Genomic DNA, 18,728 nt, shown 5'->3' on the forward strand with positions numbered 1-18,728 from the left:
CTCGAGACGAGGCTGGCTAAAGGTAAAGCGAGAAAGGCACACGAAGCTGGGTGCAAGCCGAAGCCCGAACCCGATTGAGAAGTCATTCATCCCGACACCCTTGTTATTTTTATGAGCGGGCAGGCGCTGTACCTGACACCGTGCAGTGCCAGTCAATCAATTTATGGATCCATTGAAAAGTGTGATTTTTTGGGGTTTTCACTTTTTTACTTTATTTATTCGATTAAATCCTTTTAAAACAAATAGTTAACCGTTTTCATAAACCGTTCGATTATCGGTCGATATTAATATTTCGTAGTAAGGGATCCAATGCGGATGGATGTGAATCAGATCGCACGCGCCAGGATGGCTTGTGCGCGACCAATCTGGGCGTCGCGCTCGGATTGTTCCTGATGGCCAGCGCCACTTCATTGCCGGTATTTTTACTGGCGTGGTCAGTCATCGGAATCGGCATGGCGCTTGGTTTGTATGAAGCTTTATTCGCCTGTCCGGGGGCACTGCACGCGGAGCGCGCAGTGATTCGAAAGCAATGACCGTTCACCCACGTGCCTTCTTCAGCCCTTTCAAACGCACTTTCGCCCTTTGCACAGCGGCCATTTTTTCCGGCCGCTTCATGCGTTTCCACTGCCTGATGTCATCCTTGCTGCGCCCGCAGCTTACACACAGATCGCCGCTCAACTGGCAAATCGATATGCAGGGATTTTCGATTTCCTTGGCCATCGTCAATGACCCCTGGACGCGCCGAATTGCGCCAGGCGCTTGTTCGAATCCCCACCATGGGTGCGTTGGCACTCCTCCTCGGAGTCGAAGCGGACAGTGTGATCTGATGGCTTGAGATCAATGTCTGCCTCCTTCAGTGCGATGGCCGTCAGCTCAAGAATCCGCACTTTCGCGCTCGCCTCGGCAAGTTTCTTGTCGGCCAGCGTTTCAAACACCCAGGTCACCCTCAGCGTTCGCGCAAGGTCGCTCAAGTCGGCCGTATGGGTGAGCCAGGTAAAGCCTTTGATTTCAGCTTTTGCTGTTTCGCAGGCGTCGGTCAGCGTCGCTATCAAGCGGCGCTCGATCCGTGCCAGTTCACGTTTGCCCATGGGCATGGCGGCTCCTTTGTGGAAAAAAGTCTCGTTGCAAAGAGGCCTACTCAAGTAGCGACAGCGACTTGAGCAGATCCTGAAGGCCCTCAGGTACCAGAGGGGAGGCGAGGCTGAAATCCGTGCTGTCGCACCATCTGGCGATGAACGATGCCCCGTCGCTTTCGTGTCCTGTCAGTTCTTTTGCTTCGTAGATGCGTTCGTCATCGAATGTCGCGTCATAGACCTGAACGATTTCGTGCCCCGGCTTACCGGCATAGGTGAAGAGGCTTTCCAGTGTACCCAGCAGACGCACGCCATGAACCGACAAGCCCAGCTCTTCCTGCACTTCCCTGACAATGGCATCGGCACTTCTTTCGCCAAACTCGATACCGCCACCGATGGGGCGGTAAAGGGTTCGTTGGTTTTCGTTGTCGTGGAACTGGTTGACCAGGATCTTGCCGTGATGATGAAAGATACAGAGGGCGAGAGGGCGGATGCGATGTTCGGACAACGGTGGAACTCCTTTGGGGTGTTGGACAAGTCCGTTTTGAAGGGGTGGTGATCCATGTAAGGAACCCGAGCATCAATCATGGTACAACCGGTCCTGGCAGAGAACGACAACGTTGTGCTGCCCGAGGTGTTCTACAACGACAAGGAGTCCCTTCATGAAGATGAATGCATTGGTTCCAGAGATGATTGTCTCTGACTTGCAACGCAGCCTGGCGTTTTACTGTCACGTACTTGGCTTTCAGGTTGAATACGAAAGACCCGAACACAAGTTCGCTTTCCTGTCTTTTCAGGGCAGTCAATTGATGCTCGAAGAGGATGACTTGCAGGCGTCGCCATGGCGGGTTGGTCCTCTGGAATCACCCTATGGCCGAGGGATGAATCTTTCGATCCGCTGCGCGGATGCCAACGCTTTGGCCAAGGCCATCGAAGGCGCCGGCATTGCACTGCGCAGACCCATTGAAGAGTGCTGGTACCGCGATAACGAGCGCGAGCATGGAGAGCTCAATTTCCTGGTGCTGGATCCGGATGGCTACCTGTTGCGATTCAATCAAAGCCTTGGTGTCAGGGCTGTCGACACTGGTCCCTTGCCCAACCGCAACCCCCTGTAGGAGCAAGCTTGCTCGCGATGGAGTCAGGGACAACGCATGAATCCAGCAAACATGCGTTATTCCTGGTTCTCAACGGTGATCCCAAATCGGCCAGACAGCTCCTTTCGCCCTTTGGGCGTCAATGCAAGTGCCCGGCTATCAAGGTCCTGGATAACCCACTTGCGGTTTAGAGCTGTCTGTAGCAAAGCCGCTCCCAGTGCTCCACCCAGATGAGGGCGCCGCATGCTCCAGTCCAGACACGAGCAAGCGAAACGACGTCGCTGTACCCTTGCTTTCGCGATTTCCATACCAAGCCCAACCATTGCTGCTTCGCCGCAGTCAGTCAGCTGATACACAGGGTCACCCGCGTCAGACACCATCAACCAACCTGACTCGATGAAATGATCATGCAGATTAACCGCCAAGGTTCCGGCCATGTGGTCATAACACGTACGCGCAAACTGCAATCGGTTAGGGGCGGTAGAAACAAACCTGGCGTTCGCGGATTGGCTAACCACCATGAGGGCTTCAAGCGCTTGCGCCACTTGTTTGTCCGCCAGACTGTAGTAGCGATGCCGTCCCTGCGTGTGCAGCTTGAGCAACCCGTCCTCCTTGAGTCTTGCCAAATGCGCGCTCGCGGTGGAGGTACTTACGTCTGCGATAACGGCCATTTCGGTACTGGTTCGCGCGTGACCATCCATCAGCGAGCAAAGCATTTTCGTCCTCGCAGGTTCCGCAATAGCGCCGGCGATCCGGGAAAGGGCAAGCTCATTGCCTTGGCAATCCATATTTCGTTCCTGAGCGAATCGTCAGCGTGAAGGGTGTCCGATAGTAACTGTTCTTTGTTAACAGGGCTCCAAAATGACGCCATTAGAAGCAGCCACCCATGACGATCCTTATGGTTACTACTCGCATCTCAGGCAACAGAAGGAACTGTTCTTCGATGCAGATCTTGGTTTATGGATTGCGAGTGGGGCCACAGCGGTCGAGGCCATTCTGGGGAATCCCGATTGTCGAGTGCGTCCACTCCACGAGCCAATTCCTCCTGCCATTGCACAGGGCGCCGCCGGACTTGTTTTCGGTCGGTTGATGCGCATGAACGAAGGGGCACGACACCGGTGTCCCAGGATGGCATTTGAGCCCGCCCTGGCCTCTATCGAGATGGAAGGCATCGCCGACATTGTGTCACGTGTGGTCGCGACACTTGATAAGTCGCTCGAAACTACGGACGAGTTGATGTTCACGTTGCCGGTTTGCGTCATTGCCTCCTTGATAGGTCTGCCATCCTCGCGCATGCAAGATGTCGCGAAGCTGACACGGGATTTTGTCGCCTGCCTATCGCCGTTAAGCGATGAAACGCAACTCGATAAGGCCCATTCCGGAGCCATTCTACTTGGCCAGGTTTTCAGCGCGCTGCTGAATGACCCTGAAAGTGATAGCGCTTTATTGACTCGAATTCGCAACGAAAGCAAAGCTGCTGAATGGGAAGATCCAGAAGCGTTGATTGCTAACCTGATCGGCTTGATGTCACAGACCTGTGAAGCCACAGCAGGCCTGATTGGCAATACCCTCGTAGCGCTCCATCGTCATCCTGGCCTGATTGAAGACGGGCAACCGACGCCGATGCTCGTCGCAGAACTGGTGGCCGAGGTAGCGCGCTACGACTCGCCAGTGCAAAACACCCGGCGATTCGTTGCGAAGCGATGCACGATTGGCGATAGCGTCCTGGAAGCGGGGGATACCGTTCTAGTGCTACTCGCTTCAGCCAATCGAGATCCCTGCCTGAACCCCGACCCCGATAGCTTCCTGCTCAAGCGAAGTAAAAGACGAACCTTCAGTTTCGGTTCAGGACGACATGAATGCCCAGGTCAGCAACTGGCGTTGGCGATCGCCTCTGAAGCGATATTGCTGTGGTTGCAACGCCAGTCTTTCCCCTCTGCGCGATCGTATCGGTGGAGTTATTTGCCGTCCCTTAATGGGCGCATTCCTAAATTCCATCCCACTCAGGAAACTCAGCAATGATCGCCGTTATCTTTGAAGCCTGGCCACGCGAAGAGCAATACCAGCGCTACCTTGACCTGGCTGCTGAACTGAAACCTTTGCTGGCAGAGTTGGATGGCTTCATTTGCGTGGAGCGTTTCCAAAGCCTGAGTGAGCCAGGAAAGGTGCTGTCGCTGTCATTCTGGCGTGACGAAGAAGCTATCCAACGGTGGCGCGGTCTTGAACTGCATCGTGCGGCCCAATTGGCAGGCCGTAAGCAGGTTTTCAACGATTATCATCTGCGCATTGCCCATGTCGTACGAGACTACAGTCTTGACGATCGTGCTCAAGCGCCGAGTGATAGTAGGCAAGCTCATGAGAGGACTGCATGATCGCGGTTTTCATGGGGCTGGTTGTTCGTTTGGCAGTTTTCTGCGGAAAGTAAATCGGCCGGTTGAATCTGCGCACCATGAAAGCCGTTGACCCATAATCTCAATGCTTCGTTGTCTTGCTCGAATCAAACCCTTGGGTGGCATCGATTATTTCGCCGCAAGCCTGGCTCAAGCTGTCGTTGGCTGAGGCCGGGCGATTTGGTAGTTTCCCCATTCATCACCCATAAGGCATCAGGATGACGCTCATATTAAGGCAAGCCTGCGTTACCGACATTCCGTCGATATACCGGGGCGAGCAGGATTCATAGCTGCCTACGGCTGGCGATAACCCCTCGGACAAAAAACGAACCCGGCGGACCAATCACGCACCGATTTTCGTCCGAGCGCAATCTGTCATATTCGGTATTACTTCGTTGCAGATAGTAGCCAGCCCATCGCTTGATCAATGAGGCTGAACTGTGTTTCCACGTCTTCTGTGTTCGCTGTCCGTTTTGACTCTGTCCATCGCCACCGCCCAAGCCGCCGAGACTAACGTCCTCGAGACTCCCCACCTGCGCAGCCTTGACAACTTCCGTGATCTCGCGGGGGTTACCACCGCCTATTCCACGGCCCGGGATGGCACGATGCGTAGCGGGGTGTTCTATCGTTCCAACGCGCTGACCCCGTCTGCCGCGGATCTGGCTACGCTGAATTCCTTGGGCATCAAGGCCGTCTACGACCTGCGCACCCCCAGTGAGATTGCCGGCACACCCGACACGATGCTCACCGGGGCGAGCTACGAAAACATCGACATCATCGGCAGCACCACATCCGGTTCGAACATCACCACGGTCTCGTTCAAGAGTGCAGCCGATGCCATCGCGATGATGGAGCAGACCAACCGGGCGTTTGTCAGTGACGCCGGGATGCGCAGCCAGTTCACCAGGCTGTTCAATGAACTGGCCAGTGTCGACGGTGCCGCGTTGTTCCATTGCACCGCCGGCAAGGACCGAACCGGTTGGACCGCCGCCGTGTTGCTGAGCATTGCCGGGGTCGACAGTGCCACCATCATGAGTAATTACCTGGCCACCAACGACTACACCGCCGCGCGCGTAGCGGCGACCCTGGCGAGTATGCCGCCGGCGATGGCGGCCATTTATGCGCCGCTGCTCGGCGTCGAGTCCAGCTACTTGCAAGCCGGCCTGGACGAGGTGACCGCGCAGTACGGCAGCATGGACAACTACCTCAAGCAAGGCCTGGGTCTGTCCCAGGAGACGATCTATGTGCTGCGCGGCAAGATGGTCTACTTCAACAGTCTGCCCGGCCAGGCGGGTCTGCTTGGTAACGCCGCCGCCGGCGCGCAGCTTTTGCAACAGCTGCAGAACAGCAGCCTTTCGGGCACTTACAGCGACTACAACTACTATCTGCAGTCGGCCATCGATGCGGGCGACCTGGCGGGCGTCCAGTCCACGGTCGGCGGTCAGGTGCACGCCGACGCGGCGAGTTACCTGCTGCGTCAGGGCGCGATGATCGAACAGGCGGCTGCGCCGTTTGCCAGTGGCACGGACCTCAAGGTCGGCCAGTACCGCTTGTGGTCCACCGCATTGGCGGGCTACCTGGGCACCGATGGTTCGTCCCAAGCCTCCAGCAGCAACGAGCACAGCCAAGGCATGATGGTCGGCCTGACCCAGCGCTTCTCCGAACAACTGAGCGCCCATGCCGGCTTCGGCTACAGCAAGGGCAACGTCGGCGGCGCGGGTGGCGAGGCGGATACCGACTTCAACTTTTTCAGCATGGGCGCACGCTTCGCGCCGGACGGTCTGGAACGCGGGTTGTTCGTCGACGCCGACGCCAGCGCCGGCTACATCGACTACGACAGCAAGCGCGACCTCGGCGGCGGCCTCGGCACCGCCAAGGGCGAAAGCCATGGCAATCTCACTGGAGCAACCCTGGCATTGGGCTACCGTGTGCCGGTCAGCGGCGTGACGCTCGAACCGAGCCTCGGCGTGCGCGTCAGCCATCTGAACTTGTCGGGTTTCCAGGAGAAAGGCAGTGAGCTGGCCCTCGACGTCGACAGCATTGACGAAACTCGCCGCAGTGCCGTGGCCAACCTCAACGCTGCATTCGCCCCGATCGGCATGGGCGCCTGGCAACTGGTGCCGGGTGTCCAGGTGGGCTATGAGCATGTGCTCGGCGATCATCAGGTCGACAGCGAAGGGCACTTGCTGGGCCTGGATATCGAACAGCGCGCCGCGTTCGATAACCGCGACCAGTTCACCGCAGGGGTCAACCTCATGGCCAATCTCGGCGCGCTGAGCCTGGGTGCCGAAGTGGGTGCGAGCGGTGGCGGGGACAGCCACGGCTTCAGGGGCGGGCTCAAGGCCAGTTATCTGTTTTAAGGAAACACTTGGGGGGTCGGGCCGCTATCGATTGGCGGCCGGAGCCTTAGTGCCGCGCTCGCGTGCGCAGTCCTGATTTCAGTTCTGCGGGGCTGATGCCATAGGCGCTCTGGAAATACTGGCAAAACCTGCCGACATTGCTGAAGCCCAATCGCAGCGCCACTTCAGTCACGGAAGGCGAATCGCGTTGGGCGAGCGCTTCGTGGGCGCGCTGCAAACGCACCTGCCGCTGGTACGCCACAATCGAGCTCCCCACGAATCGCCGGAAACCTTCCTGCAGTGCTCGCTGGCTGACATGGGTCAATCGGGCCAGATCCGTTCCGCTGAGCAGATGCTCGGGGTGCGCCTGAATGTGCTCAACCGCCAGCTTCACATGCCGTGGCGCGATCAACGGAGCAGGCTGCCTCAGGGCTTGGGTGAAATTATGCGGCCAGGATTCCAGCACCGCGTCCAACAACATCTCTCGCAGCCGCGATGGCATCAATGTTCCGGTGTTGATCAGCACATCGAACTCGGCGCCGGTGGCCAGATCGATCAATGCCTTGAGGCCCTGGAAAATCGAGACCTTCAAATCAACCACAGGCTCGAACACCAACCGTTCAACAATTGGCTTGCCCAATAGCGTCGACAGTCGTTCTGTGAGCATCGCACGCTTTATCGACATCCCGTGCTGCGCATGATTGTCGATAAAACGCATCGAACGAATATCTGATTTGTCGATTGCCAGCCCGACCTGTGAATCACCGATCGACTCGCAGAGGTGATTGAAGATGATTTTGCCGGCGGTAGGAATGACGAAGGTGATTTCGTCCTGGGGATCGGGAAAGACCACCGAGAAGTCGCCACGGTAATGCATGCGGCGAAAGCTGACACCCTCGTGCCGGCCGTAGACGCCGCCGATGATGATGTTCGAGGGCAAGGGCGGGGTATCGGAATAGCGATTACCGAACATTTTCGCGAACAGCGCGCCGAAGTCATCGCTGCACATGTCGTTGGACCTGAGGATGATTTGCTGGCGGGACGGAGTTGAGGACACCTTGGCTGGCACCTTGTAGTGAGGCTTTATGTCGGAGTGAAGTGCGCGAGAGCAGGGAGGGTAGCGTGCAGGGGTGACAGGTTTGTGACGGCCCGGTGCCCAGGGCAGACCTGAAAAACGCGCTGTTCCGACTTTATGCCGCTTTTTAAGCTTGCTGAAACGTTTCTTCAAGTCTATAAAAATGCCACAACTCCAAGAAAGGCTGCTGCCATGACCCCGCTCAAACTCCTTGTTGCCCTCAGCGCACTGTCCGCTGCCTCCCACGCCATGGCCTGGGACTACGTTCTGCTCGACACTGACAAAGCCGCCCAAAACTGGCAGATCACCAGCCAGCAACTCGGCGTAAAAACCGACAAACCCTTCAGCGTCACCCTGCGCACCTTGCATGGCGGGCGGCAGGAGGGCGTCAGCATCGTCGACATCGATAACGGCACGATGAAACTCTCGGTAGTGCCGACTCGCGGTATGAACGTCTTGCAGGCCTCGGTAGGCGATGTGAGGATGGGCTGGGATTCGCCGGTCAAGGAAGTGGTCAATCCGTCCTTCATCGAACTCAATGGCCGCGGTGGTCTGGGCTGGTTGGAAGGTTTCAATGAGCTCGTCACCCGTTGCGGATACGAATGGGTCGGCCACCCCGGCGTCGACAACGGCGAACTGCTGACCCTGCACGGTCGGGCCGCCAATATTCCTGCGAACAAAGTCACCCTGCACATCGATGAAAAACCACCGTACGCCATCACCCTGCGCGGCGAACTCAAGGAGCAGGCGTTCAAAAAGGTCGACTTCTCCGTCGCGACCGAACTGGTCACCGAACCCGGCAGCGTAGTGTTCGCCCTCAACGACACCCTGACCAACAACGGTGACTATCCGAAGGAATACCAGGCGCTGTATCACAGTAACTTCAGCACCCCGTTCCTGGAGCAGGGCGCTCGTTTCGCCGCGCCGGTGAAACAGGTGTCGCCGTTCAACGACAAGGCCAAGGGTGATCTGCCCGACTGGCAAACCTACCGCGCACCGACCAAGGACTACGACGAAACGGTTTACAACGTGGTGCCGTATGCCGATGCCAAGGGCGATACGTTGACCGTGTTGCATGACAAGGCCGGCAGCCTGGGCGTATCGGTCGGCTTCAATACTCAGACACTGCCGGTGTTTTCCCTGTGGAAAAACACCGATACCCAAGGCCAGGGCTATGTCACGGGGCTGGAGCCGGGGACAAGTTTTTCCTACAACCGCCGTTATCAGCGGCCACTGAACCTGGTACCCACAATCGGGCCGAAGGAACACAAGCAGTTCCGCATCAGCTACAGCTTGTTGGCGGATAAGGCGGCTGTGGATAAGGCCTTGAAGCAGGTGAGCGATATTCAGGGTGGGCGGGAGACTGAGGTGCGGCAGACGCCGTTGGTTGATCTGACCAAGGGGTAGGCATTGTCGGCCGACATTGCAGCCCCTCGGCCAAATGTTCGCGTCTGATCCCGTCGGCTTGTTCAAGGTCCGCCAGTGTACTCGCGACCTTGAGCAGTCGATCGGCTGCTCGCCAGCAGACGCTCATAAAGTCGAAACCCGTGAAGAGGCCTCCATCGAGGCATTCTCACACCACAGCTTTGGCGTCAGCCTTGATAGCTGATTCCCTTTGGACGTGGCGCTCAAGGCAAACTGAAAATGGTAGCGGAGCAAAAAATTCACTGACATACGGTGTTGAACTAAATAATTCATTGATTTACTCTCGATCCCACGTTGTACGAGATCAACCGCTGTTAGCACCTAAAAAAACAAACAATCGGGAGCAAACATGAAAGCGAAAGTGATGTTGGGATTGTTCATGACCGCCGCAGTTTCACTGCCAGCCTGGGCCGCGGACTGGACCGTAGGTGCTAACGTTGGCAACGTGCCCTGGGAGTTTCAGGATTCCAAAGGTGAGTTCGTCGGCTTCGAAGTCGATGTTGTAAAAGAGGTGGCCAAGCGCGCCGGAAAAAGCGTCGAGTTCGTCAATATTCCCTTCAACGGCCTGTTCAGTGCCGTGCAATCCAAACGTGTTGAAATCGCCATCTCTTCAATCACTATTACCCCTAAACGTTTGGAGTCGGTAGCCTTTGCGCAGCCTTACTTCGACAGCGACCAGTCGCTCACCGCACTGACCACTTCCAAGGTCAAGAGCCTGGCCGACATGAACGACAAGGTGGTGGGTGTCGACACTGGCTCTACCGGTGACATGTGGATCGGCCAACACAAGGACGAGTACAAGTTCGCCGATGTCTCGCGCTATGAAGGGCTATCGCCGGCCATGCTCGATCTGGCTTCCGGACGAATCGATGGCTACCTCAGCGACATCCCGGCGGTGCTCTACTACATCAAGGACAAACCGCAATATTCCATCGTGGCGCGTATTCCCACGGGTGAACGCTACTCGCTGATGCACGCCAAAGGTTGGGCGATGAGCGATCAGGTCAACGACATCATCAGCAAGATGAAAGAAGACGGCACCCTGGGGAAAATCCACAAACAGTGGTTCGGCGCCGATGCCAATCAAGACTCGAGCACCATGAAAGTGACCGCCGTCCTCAAGTAAGCCCTGCTGATGATGCATGTAAGTGGCGACGCCTGTTCGCCACTTGTATTGACCGAGGTATCCCATGGATCTTTTGCAGACATTCTTCAACTGGAACGTGCTCGTCGATTCGCTCCCGCTGATGATGCGCGGTTTGGGCGTGACCATTTTGCTTGGGGTGGTGAGCATTGCCCTGGGTCTGGTGGGCGGGCTATTGCTGGCATTGCTGCGGTTGTACTCCTACGCACCTGTTCGAGCGCTTGCACGTATCTACATCGATATCATGCGCTCCATTCCACTGCTGGTTTTACTGGTACTCATCTACTACGCGCTGCCTTTTGTCGGCATTCGTCTGTCGTCTTTTGCGGCCGCTGCCAGTGCGCTCTCGCTTGTCTCATGCGCCTACAGCGCGGAGATTTTTCGTTCGGGCATCGAGGCCATTCCCCGTGGCCAATTCGAAGCATCGGCCTCTCAAGGCATGAGTTTCTTCAACACCATGCGCGACGTGGTTTTGCCGCAGGCTATCCGCATCGTGATGCCGCCCATGACCAGCAATTGCATCAACGTGATGAAAGACACGGCGCTCGCCTCAGTCGTAGCGATGCCTGACTTGCTGAAGCAGGCGACCCAGGCGCAGGCACTGGCAGCTAACCCGACACCGCTGGTTGGGGCAGCCTTGCTGTACCTCTTGCTGCTGCTGCCGCTGGTGCAGATGGTCAGCTGGGTTGAGCGTCGTAACGCCTCTGGAGGAAAAACCGCATGAGCACGTTGATCGACATCGAAAAGCTCGACAAGTACTACGGCAATTTCAAAGCGTTGAGCGATATCAACCTGCAGGTTGAAGAAGGTGAAGTGGTGGTCATTCTTGGCCCGTCCGGCTCGGGTAAATCGACCTTGATCCGTTGCATCAACCTGCTTGAGAACTACCAGCAAGGCCATATCCGCGTGGCCGGCGAGCGTGTTGAAAACGGTCCGCGACTGGCCGCCATCCGCAGCGAAGTGGGTATGGTGTTTCAGAGCTTCAACCTCTATCCACACCTCACAGTTCTCGACAACGTATCACTGGCGCCGATCCGTGTTCGCGGGCTGAGCCGGCGTGATGCGCACGCCAGGGCCAAGGAGCTATTGGTGAAGGTCGGCATGGGCGATCACGCACATAAATACCCGAGCCAATTGTCTGGCGGCCAACAGCAGCGTGTTGCCATTGCGCGCACCATGGCCATGGAACCTCGCGCAATCCTGTTCGACGAACCGACTTCGGCACTGGACCCGGAAATGGTCGGCGAAGTACTCGATGTCATGCAGAACCTTGCTCGCTCCGGCGTCACGATGGTCGTGGTGACTCACGAAATGGGCTTTGCCCGACGGGTCGCCGACCGGGTGATCTTCATGGAAAGTGGCCGCATTGTTGAGCAGAACATCCCTGAACCGTTTTTTACCGCACCTAAGGAACCTCGTACAAAAGCGTTCCTTCAGGCCATCCTGCACCACTGAATCCGGCTGGAGAAAGTAGAGTGAATCCTCTCGATATCGATTATGTTCGCAAGCAGTTTCCAGGTCTGGCCGATGGTTATGCCTACATGGATAACGCCGGTGGTTCGATGGTACTGAACACGGTGGCCGAGCGGGTCTGTGATTACCTGCTGAACAACAGTGTGCAACTGGGTGCTTCCTACCAACCTTCCGTTGCCGCTGGCGAGCGAGTGATGCAGGCGCGCCACTCGGTCATGCAGTTGATCAACGCCGAGCACCCCGAAGAAGTGATCATGGGCGGCTCGACCACCCACTTGTTGCAAATACTGTGTCGCGCCATTGCCCCGTCAATCGTCCCAGGTGATGAAATCATCGTCACCAATTGCGATCATGAGGCCAACATCGGTCCATGGGTCAAACTGTGCGAAAGCCGTGGTGCGACCTTGCGCGTGTGGAAGGTCAATCTCGACAGTTGTGAGCTGGAGCTGGATGACCTGCAGGTCTTGCTCAATGACAAAACCCGTTATGTGGCCATGACCCACACCTCGAATATTCTCGGTTCGATCAATCCCGTCGCCGAGGTTGCGCGGCGTGTCCATGCCGTGGGCGCCAAGTTGTGCGTGGACGCCGTCGCTTATGCGCCACATCGTTTGGTGGATGTGCAGGCGAGCGGCGCCGACTTCTACGTCTATAGCTTCTATAAAACATTCGGCCCGCACTTTGCCGTGCTCTGGGGTCGTCGCTATCTGTTGCTGGAATTGCCGAGCCTTAACCACTTCTTTATCGGTCAGGAGGTGGTCCCTTACAAATTGCAGCCAGGCAACGTCAACTACGAGTTGTCATTCGGTTGCATTGGCATTACCGACTATTTGCTCGACATCAGCACCCGGCTTGGAGCGCAAGGCAGCGAGCGCAAGTGCATGCAGGCTGCGTTCGATGCCTTCGAGGTGCAGGAGGATTTGCTCGCCGAGCGTCTGCTGGCATTCTTGCGCCAGCGCGAGGGCGTTCGGATCATTGGTAAAGCGAATACCCACAATCGAGTACCAACGATCAGTTTCGTGGTCGAGGGCGTTCAGTCAGAGGCTGTTGTGCGTAGCGTCGATGAGCACCGCATTGGCATTCGTTTTGGTGACTTCTATGCGCGGCGACTTATCGAAGCCCTTGGGCTAGGCCAGTTTGGCGGGGTAGTGCGGGTGTCGTTGGCGCATTACAACACGCTGGAAGAAGTCGACCGCCTCATCACTGCGCTGGATCAAGCAATCACCGCGTTGCGTTGACAGGCGCACACACTTCCAATTTTACGAGCCTTCACTATGGCCTTACCTGAAACCCTTGCAGAGCTGCGTGACTGTATAGCGGCCCAGCACGAACAACTGACCGGTCGTCTGCGCGATGCTGCCCGATTCCTGATCGACAACCCGCATGAGATCGCACTCAACACGGTGGCCGAACTGGGTAAGCGCTCGAGCATCGCGCCTTCCGCTTATATTCGGCTGGCCCAGGCCCTTGGCTTTGCAGGTTTCAAGGATTTGCAGCGGCTGTTCCGTGCACCGCTGCAACAGGCAGCCGACACTCACAGCGAGCGTATTCGGCACTACGGCGGTGAGACGTTGCTGGAGGACCCGAGTGACGTCGGCGGGATTCTGCGTGAGTTCAGCCAGGCCAATATCGTTTCCCTGGAACACCTGGCCGAAGGCGGCGAGCAGGCCAATATCGAAGCCGCCATCGCCCACCTGCAAGTCGCGCGCACTACGTTCGTCATCGGCATGCGTCGTGCCTTTCCGGTGGCGGCGTATCTGAGCTACGCATTGAGTCGTGTCGGCCGGCGAGCCGTGCACATCAGCGGTGCTGGCGGCACGTTGCCGGAGCAGGTCAGCGCCATTGCCGATGATGATTTGTTGATAGCCGTCAGCTTTCCGCCGTACGCCAAGGACACCGTCGAGGCTTGTCGTCAGGCGCGGGAAGCAGGCGTGACGCTGGTGGCGATCACTGACAGCGTTCTGAGCCCTATCGGGCAAATGGCCGATACGGTGATTGAGGTCAACGACGCCGAATTACTGGGCTTTCGCTCGCTCACCGCTTCGTTCTGTATCGCTCAAACACTGGCCATGGGACTGGCCTTCAGCGAGTGGCAATCGGACAGCACCTTCAACCATGACCGGCTGAAAGATATCGACTGCTAAGTCGCGACTTTCGCCACGCACTTATAAAACCCGTCACTTCAGGAGAATATCCCGATGGTTTCACCTGCACGCGATTTAGTGGGTTACGGTAGACAACGCCCACAAGGCACCTGGCCGAATGGCGCACGTTTGGCCATCAGTCTGGTGATCAACTACGAAGAAGGCTCCGAACGCTCGCTCGCCATGGGCGACCCGGACCAGGAATCCATGACCGAATGGGGCAGCTATTCAATACCCGACGGCACACGCAATCTGGCGATGGAATCGATGTACGAGTACGGTTCCCGCGTCGGGATCTGGCGAATCCTGGATATTCTCGACCAGCAATCGGTTCGCGCGACTTTTCATGCCTGCGCAGTGGCCTTTGAGCAAAACCCTGATGTTGCACGCGCTGCAGTTGCAGGTGGTCATGAAATTTGCAGTCACGGCTATCGCTGGGAGGAAGTGTTTCGCCTGACTGAAGAGCAAGAGCGTGAACACATGCGCCTGGCCATCGAATCATTCGAACGCACCTGCGGCAAGCGTCCCGTTGGCTGGTATTGCCGCTATGGCGCCAGCGTCAATACCCGTCGGCTGGTCGCTGAAGAGGGCGGTTTTCTCTACGACTCCGATGCCTACAACGACGATGTTCCCTACTTTGTCGAGGTCGAGGGCAAGCGTCACCTCGTGGTGCCTTATACCGCTGACGTGAACGATTTCCGCTACTGGAATTCTCCGGGGTTGTCGCAGGCATCGGACTTTTTCGAATACATGAAAGAAAGCTTTGAGGTCCTTTACGAGGAGTCGGCTGAAGGGCCACGCATGATGTCGATCGGGCTGCATCCACGCATGGTGGGCCGTCCCGGGCGGGTCAGGGCGATCAAGCAATTCATCGAGTATGCCCGGCAACACGGCGGTGTCTGGTTTGCTACACGCGAAGAAATCGCCCGTGCGTGGCTTGAACGAACCTGATTGAAGACACGCGCCGCCTGACCGGCTGGGGCCGGTTACTTCTGCAAGAGGCCTGATATGCAACCTTTTGATACGGTGATTCGCAACGCCCGCGTGGTAACCGCCTCAGACACGTTCACCAGCGATATCGGTATTCGTGATGGGCGCATCGTCTCCCTTGGCCTGGACCTGCCGCAAGGTCTCCAGGAAATCGACGCGGCAGGCCGGCATGTCACCCCCGGTGGCATCGACAGCCATGTGCACCTCGACCAGCCGACTGGCGACGGCTCGGTGATGGCCGATGACTTCTTCAGCGGCACGGTCTCGGCGGCCTGCGGCGGCACCACCACCGTCATCCCGTTCGCCTGCCAGCAGAAGGGCGAAAGCCTGCGCTCTGCCGTCGATGACTACCATCGCCGGGCGGGTAACAAGCCGGTGATCGATTATGCCTTCCACCTGATCGTCACCGACCCCACCCCGCAGGTGCTGCGTGAAGAACTGCCGGCCCTGATTGCGGAAGGCTATACATCGTTCAAGATCTACATGACCTACGATGCGCTGAAGCTGGGCGACCGGGAGATTCTCGAGACGTTGTCGGTCGCGCGCCGTGAGGGCGCCATGGTAATGCTCCACGCCGAGAACAGCGATTGCATCGCCTGGCTTACCGAGCGACTACTGGCGGCCGGGCTGACTGCGCCGCGCTACCACAGCGCGTCGCGGCCGATGCTGGTGGAGCGCGAAGCGACCCATCGTGCCATCGCCCTTGCCGAGCTGGTGGACGTGCCGATCCTGATCGTGCACGTGTCGGGTCGCGAGGCCGTGGAGCAGATTCGCTGGGCCCAGAGCCAGGGGTTGAAGGTGTACGCCGAAACCTGCCCGCAGTACCTGTTCCTGACCGCCTACTCTCTGGGGTGTGACGACAGCTTCGAAGGAGCCAAGTGCATCTGCAGCCCGCCGCCGCGCGATGCGGCAAATCAGCAGGTGATCTGGGATGGCCTGGAGAACGGCTCGTTCGAGATTTTCTCGTCAGACCACGCACCCTTTCGCTTCGATGGCCCGAATGGCAAGAAGGCCCACGGAGAAGAGGTGTCGTTCGACCAGATCGCCAACGGCATTCCCGGTGTCGAAACCCGCATGGCGCTGCTCTGGTCCGAAGGCGTGCGCACTGGGCGCATCACCGCGCAAAGCTTTGTCGCGCTGACCTCCACCAATGCCGCCAGGATGTATGGGTTGTATCCGCGCAAGGGCAGCATCGCCATTGGTGCCGATGCCGACCTGGTGATCTGGAACGAAGGTGAGTCGGTGCACCTGTGCAATGAAATGCTGCACCACAACGTCGATTACACGCCTTACGCCGGCATGACGCTGAGCGCCTGGCCGGCCATGACCCTGTCTCGCGGTGAGGTGGTCTGGGACGGCGCGCCGCGCGGTGAGGCGGGTCGCGGCCGGTTTCTGCCGTGCGAGCGCCCGGCGCCCGCGCAACTGCGCCGACGCAAGACTGAGTTGCAATGGTGAGTGCGATCGCGCAGGTGGCCAGCCGAAGCAGTGGCGCGGCACTTTAAAGATCATCGTTTTTGTGAAATCACATCGCCCATGTATTGATTCAAATCGCGCAGATCCTTCACGCTCCATGCATGCGGCGATAGCTTTACACCATTCTCGCGCAAGGTTCTTGGAATCAAGTCGCCATTTGGGCGAAGTATTATCGAAGAGACAATCACGCCCGGATAATCATTCAATCGTTTCTTGAAAGCGGAGGATGTCAGATCAGGCGTAGGCGGATTGCTTTTATTGGCCAGCGGGCCTGTTGCCTTGATATCTGTTCCGTGGCACATGCTGCATCGCTGTAGATAGAGATTTTTTCCATTGGCATTCTCCGCGAAGGCCAGTGAAGTTTGCGTCAGCGATAAAATTCCCAGCGAAGCGATGAATACTATTTTCATTGTTTTTATCTTCCTTGATGGGTTCAGCGTCGATTGGACGCGATTTGGTGCGCGGGAAAGATATCAGCCGTCGCGTCGGCACCCAAGCGCACTGATCGACCCTTGGCCGGGGTCGATCAGGGGAGTTTCTCAGAAACTCCAAGTGAGCATACCCGGGATGAAAGTCATTTCATGCCTGCTCTCAGGCCCCATTGTGTGTCCCGGGCCGAGCGGCCAATGGCGAGCGGGGCGTCAAGATGGCCAAGGCAACCGCTACGATGAAGAGCGCCGGCACGTCACCTGCCAGGTGCTGGCATCGTAAAGTGCGATGCCAGGTATCTGGATTTATCGTTTGTCTTGTGAACACGAATAATCAAATCCAGACGTCGTTCAAAGCCGTCCGCTCACCCCCTTCGTGACCGGTATTCAGAACCCCTCGCGGCTCGATCATCATGATTTTCGCTTCTCCGTGCGCTGCTGTCCTGTGCTCCACGCCACGTGGCACGACATACAATTCGCCCGGGTGTACATGAATGCAGCCCTGCGGTAGATCGATGCGCAAAATGCCTTCGAGCACCAGGAATGCTTCATCCGTCTGTGGGTGCGAGTGCCAGACGAATTCACCTTCGATTCGCACGACCTTGAATTGGTAGTCGTTCATTTCTGCGACGACCCTTGGGCTCCACTGTTGCTCGATCAGCGAAGCCTTTTGGGCCAGGTTCACAGGGTGTGATGCGCGTTGCTGAGTGAAGTCGGACATGACGGATCCTCTGTAGTTGAAGCCGTCAGCCTATCGAACCAAAAGCATGCAGTTCTTGTACGATCCTGCAAGTCAGCGGGTGGAACGCAAGCGTTCAAGCCAGCGCAAAGGCGACACGCCGTAGCTGCGAGTGAAGTGCCGGGTCATGTGGCTCTGATCGTGAAAGCCTGCGGCCAGGGCGGCATCGACCAGGGTGAAGCCATCGAGGATCAGCCGACGAAAACTGTCCAGGCGCCGAAGCGTGACAAAACGGTAGGGACTGGTGCCGTACAGTGCCCGGAAGTCCCGTGACAGACTCCACTGTTCGCGTCCACTGGCCTGTTCCAGCATCTCCAGTGTAATGCCCTGGTGAAGGTGCTCCATGATGAACGCCCTCGCGCGCTCGGCCGAGCGGTAATCGAGACGTTTGCGGCCGCGTGGCTTGCCACCGACCGCACGCAACGCCATCGCCAGGTCGTATAAGGCGTCCTGCTCCTCAAGAATTTCCAGAGGATGATCCAGGGCCTGCACGAAGGCTTCACTGGCGCGGTACAGACGCAGGTCGCATGACAGTCCGCCAGCAATGAAGGGCAACGGCTCACCGCCGAGAACGTTTTGAATAAGCGCCGGATCGATGTAGGCCATGCGGTAGCGAAAACCCGCATCAGTGCCCGCCATGCCGTCATGGACTTCGTCAGGGTGCAGCACAAGTGTGTTGCCCGGCACGCCGTGGCACAGCGCACCCTTGTAGTGAAAACTCTGCACGCCAGCGAGGGTGCGGCCGATCGAGTAGGTATCGTGGCGATGTGGGTCGTAGCCATGGCTGCCGAACCACGCTTCGATGCGCTCCACGCTGCCAGGTTGAGCGCTACGTATGACCCAATCCGAGGTGGCTGGCCGACCTGCTTTTCCGTTCATGATCAGACTTTTCCGCTGGTGCGTCATCTTGAAGGGTATACGGCATCTAACTTGCGGAACTA

General features: G+C 57.6%; 20 protein-coding genes and 3 pseudogenes. 13 read left to right on the forward strand and 10 right to left on the reverse strand.

Annotation, left to right across the window (positions count from 1 at the left end; all coding sequences use genetic code 11):
* Positions 1 to 350 precede the first annotated feature (350 nt).
* Positions 351 to 515, forward strand: a pseudogene (locus NPS56_RS21005) (MFS transporter); the annotation flags it as partial.
* A gap of 22 nt (positions 516 to 537) precedes the next feature.
* On the opposite strand, the gene NPS56_RS21010 reads toward NPS56_RS21005, so the two are convergent.
* Genes NPS56_RS21010 through NPS56_RS21020 form a run of 3 tightly spaced genes read right to left on the reverse strand, consistent with a single transcriptional unit; the run spans position 538 to position 1,581 of the window.
* On the reverse strand, positions 538 to 720 hold the full coding sequence (locus NPS56_RS21010; RefSeq protein WP_274076393.1) for a DUF1289 domain-containing protein: 183 nt from the start codon (positions 718 to 720) through the stop codon (positions 538 to 540).
* 2 nt (positions 721 to 722) lie between these two features.
* Positions 723 to 1,094, reverse strand: a complete 372-nt coding sequence (locus NPS56_RS21015) for a hypothetical protein (protein ID WP_274076394.1) — start codon at positions 1,092 to 1,094, stop codon at positions 723 to 725.
* A 40-nt stretch (positions 1,095 to 1,134) separates the two neighbouring features.
* On the reverse strand, positions 1,135 to 1,581 hold the full coding sequence (locus tag NPS56_RS21020) for an NUDIX hydrolase (protein ID WP_274076395.1): 447 nt from the start codon (positions 1,579 to 1,581) through the stop codon (positions 1,135 to 1,137).
* 154 nt (positions 1,582 to 1,735) lie between these two features.
* Here NPS56_RS21020 and NPS56_RS21025 point away from each other — a divergent pair, with 154 nt between their 5' ends.
* A complete protein-coding gene (locus tag NPS56_RS21025; RefSeq protein ID WP_274076396.1) occupies positions 1,736 to 2,188 on the forward strand; it encodes a bleomycin resistance protein in 453 nt (150 codons plus the stop codon).
* 56 nt (positions 2,189 to 2,244) lie between these two features.
* On the opposite strand, the gene NPS56_RS21030 is transcribed toward NPS56_RS21025, so the two are convergent.
* A complete protein-coding gene (locus NPS56_RS21030; RefSeq protein ID WP_274076397.1) occupies positions 2,245 to 2,955 on the reverse strand; it encodes an ArsR/SmtB family transcription factor in 711 nt (236 codons plus the stop codon).
* Between the two features lie 73 nt (positions 2,956 to 3,028).
* On the opposite strand from NPS56_RS21030, the gene NPS56_RS21035 reads away from it, so the two are divergent.
* The 3 genes from NPS56_RS21035 to NPS56_RS21045 all read left to right on the forward strand — a co-directional run bounded on the left by NPS56_RS21035 (position 3,029) and on the right by NPS56_RS21045 (position 6,917).
* Positions 3,029 to 4,189, forward strand: coding sequence for a cytochrome P450 (locus NPS56_RS21035; protein ID WP_274076398.1), 1,161 nt, complete (start codon positions 3,029 to 3,031; stop codon positions 4,187 to 4,189).
* Positions 4,186 to 4,539, forward strand: a complete 354-nt coding sequence (locus NPS56_RS21040) for an antibiotic biosynthesis monooxygenase family protein (protein ID WP_274076399.1) — start codon at positions 4,186 to 4,188, stop codon at positions 4,537 to 4,539. Before NPS56_RS21035 ends, NPS56_RS21040 begins: the two co-directional genes overlap by 4 nt.
* A gap of 458 nt (positions 4,540 to 4,997) precedes the next feature.
* Positions 4,998 to 6,917 carry a tyrosine-protein phosphatase gene (locus NPS56_RS21045; RefSeq protein WP_274076400.1) on the forward strand — a complete coding sequence of 640 codons (1,920 nt, stop codon included), beginning with the start codon at positions 4,998 to 5,000 and terminating at the stop codon, positions 6,915 to 6,917.
* 46 nt (positions 6,918 to 6,963) lie between these two features.
* Here NPS56_RS21045 and NPS56_RS21050 read toward each other — a convergent pair whose 3' ends face one another.
* Positions 6,964 to 7,905, reverse strand: a complete 942-nt coding sequence (locus NPS56_RS21050; RefSeq protein WP_406591142.1) for a helix-turn-helix transcriptional regulator — start codon at positions 7,903 to 7,905, stop codon at positions 6,964 to 6,966.
* A gap of 258 nt (positions 7,906 to 8,163) precedes the next feature.
* On the opposite strand from NPS56_RS21050, the gene NPS56_RS21055 reads away from it, so the two are divergent.
* Entirely contained in the window at positions 8,164 to 9,378 is a 1,215-nt protein-coding gene (locus tag NPS56_RS21055; protein ID WP_274076401.1) for an aldose 1-epimerase family protein, read from the forward strand.
* 4 nt (positions 9,379 to 9,382) lie between these two features.
* Here the strand turns inward: NPS56_RS21055 and NPS56_RS21060 are convergent.
* A pseudogene (locus NPS56_RS21060) lies at positions 9,383 to 9,493 on the reverse strand (hypothetical protein); the annotation flags it as partial.
* A gap of 252 nt (positions 9,494 to 9,745) precedes the next feature.
* On the opposite strand from NPS56_RS21060, the gene NPS56_RS21065 reads away from it, so the two are divergent.
* The 7 genes from NPS56_RS21065 to hydA all read left to right on the forward strand — a co-directional run bounded on the left by NPS56_RS21065 (position 9,746) and on the right by hydA (position 16,602).
* Positions 9,746 to 10,522 (forward strand): transporter substrate-binding domain-containing protein, encoded by a 777-nt coding sequence (locus NPS56_RS21065; protein WP_274076402.1) that lies wholly within the window; start codon positions 9,746 to 9,748, stop codon positions 10,520 to 10,522.
* Positions 10,523 to 10,586: 64 nt separating this feature from the next.
* Entirely contained in the window at positions 10,587 to 11,264 is a 678-nt protein-coding gene (locus tag NPS56_RS21070; RefSeq protein WP_027923846.1) for an amino acid ABC transporter permease, read from the forward strand.
* Entirely contained in the window at positions 11,261 to 11,995 is a 735-nt protein-coding gene (locus NPS56_RS21075) for an amino acid ABC transporter ATP-binding protein (RefSeq protein WP_274076403.1), read from the forward strand. Before NPS56_RS21070 ends, NPS56_RS21075 begins: the two co-directional genes overlap by 4 nt.
* A 20-nt stretch (positions 11,996 to 12,015) precedes the next feature.
* On the forward strand, positions 12,016 to 13,251 hold the full coding sequence (locus NPS56_RS21080; protein WP_274076404.1) for a cysteine desulfurase-like protein: 1,236 nt from the start codon (positions 12,016 to 12,018) through the stop codon (positions 13,249 to 13,251).
* Between the two features lie 36 nt (positions 13,252 to 13,287).
* Positions 13,288 to 14,157 (forward strand): MurR/RpiR family transcriptional regulator, encoded by an 870-nt coding sequence (locus NPS56_RS21085; RefSeq protein WP_274076405.1) that lies wholly within the window; start codon positions 13,288 to 13,290, stop codon positions 14,155 to 14,157.
* Between the two features lie 54 nt (positions 14,158 to 14,211).
* Positions 14,212 to 15,108: an allantoinase PuuE gene (locus tag NPS56_RS21090; protein WP_274076406.1), complete on the forward strand. Its 897-nt coding sequence runs from the start codon at positions 14,212 to 14,214 to the stop codon at positions 15,106 to 15,108.
* Positions 15,109 to 15,165: 57 nt separating this feature from the next.
* On the forward strand, positions 15,166 to 16,602 hold the full coding sequence (hydA, locus tag NPS56_RS21095) for a dihydropyrimidinase (RefSeq protein ID WP_274076407.1): 1,437 nt from the start codon (positions 15,166 to 15,168) through the stop codon (positions 16,600 to 16,602).
* Between the two features lie 50 nt (positions 16,603 to 16,652).
* Here hydA and NPS56_RS21100 read toward each other — a convergent pair whose 3' ends face one another.
* The 4 genes and pseudogenes from NPS56_RS21100 to NPS56_RS21110 all read right to left on the reverse strand — a co-directional run bounded on the left by NPS56_RS21100 (position 16,653) and on the right by NPS56_RS21110 (position 18,666).
* Complete coding sequence (locus tag NPS56_RS21100) at positions 16,653 to 17,030, reverse strand: c-type cytochrome (RefSeq protein WP_274076408.1); 378 nt, start codon at positions 17,028 to 17,030, stop codon at positions 16,653 to 16,655.
* Positions 17,031 to 17,211: 181 nt separating this feature from the next.
* Positions 17,212 to 17,319: pseudogene (locus NPS56_RS31375) on the reverse strand (DUF6632 domain-containing protein); the annotation flags it as partial.
* Positions 17,320 to 17,382: 63 nt separating this feature from the next.
* Positions 17,383 to 17,769 carry a cupin domain-containing protein gene (locus NPS56_RS21105; protein ID WP_274076409.1) on the reverse strand — a complete coding sequence of 129 codons (387 nt, stop codon included), beginning with the start codon at positions 17,767 to 17,769 and terminating at the stop codon, positions 17,383 to 17,385.
* Between the two features lie 72 nt (positions 17,770 to 17,841).
* Positions 17,842 to 18,666 carry an AraC family transcriptional regulator gene (locus tag NPS56_RS21110; protein ID WP_274076410.1) on the reverse strand — a complete coding sequence of 275 codons (825 nt, stop codon included), beginning with the start codon at positions 18,664 to 18,666 and terminating at the stop codon, positions 17,842 to 17,844.
* Positions 18,667 to 18,728: the final 62 nt, after the last annotated feature.

The organism is Pseudomonas putida (assembly GCF_028682635.1).
GTDB classification, from domain to species: Bacteria; Pseudomonadota; Gammaproteobacteria; order Pseudomonadales; family Pseudomonadaceae; genus Aquipseudomonas; species Aquipseudomonas putida_AE.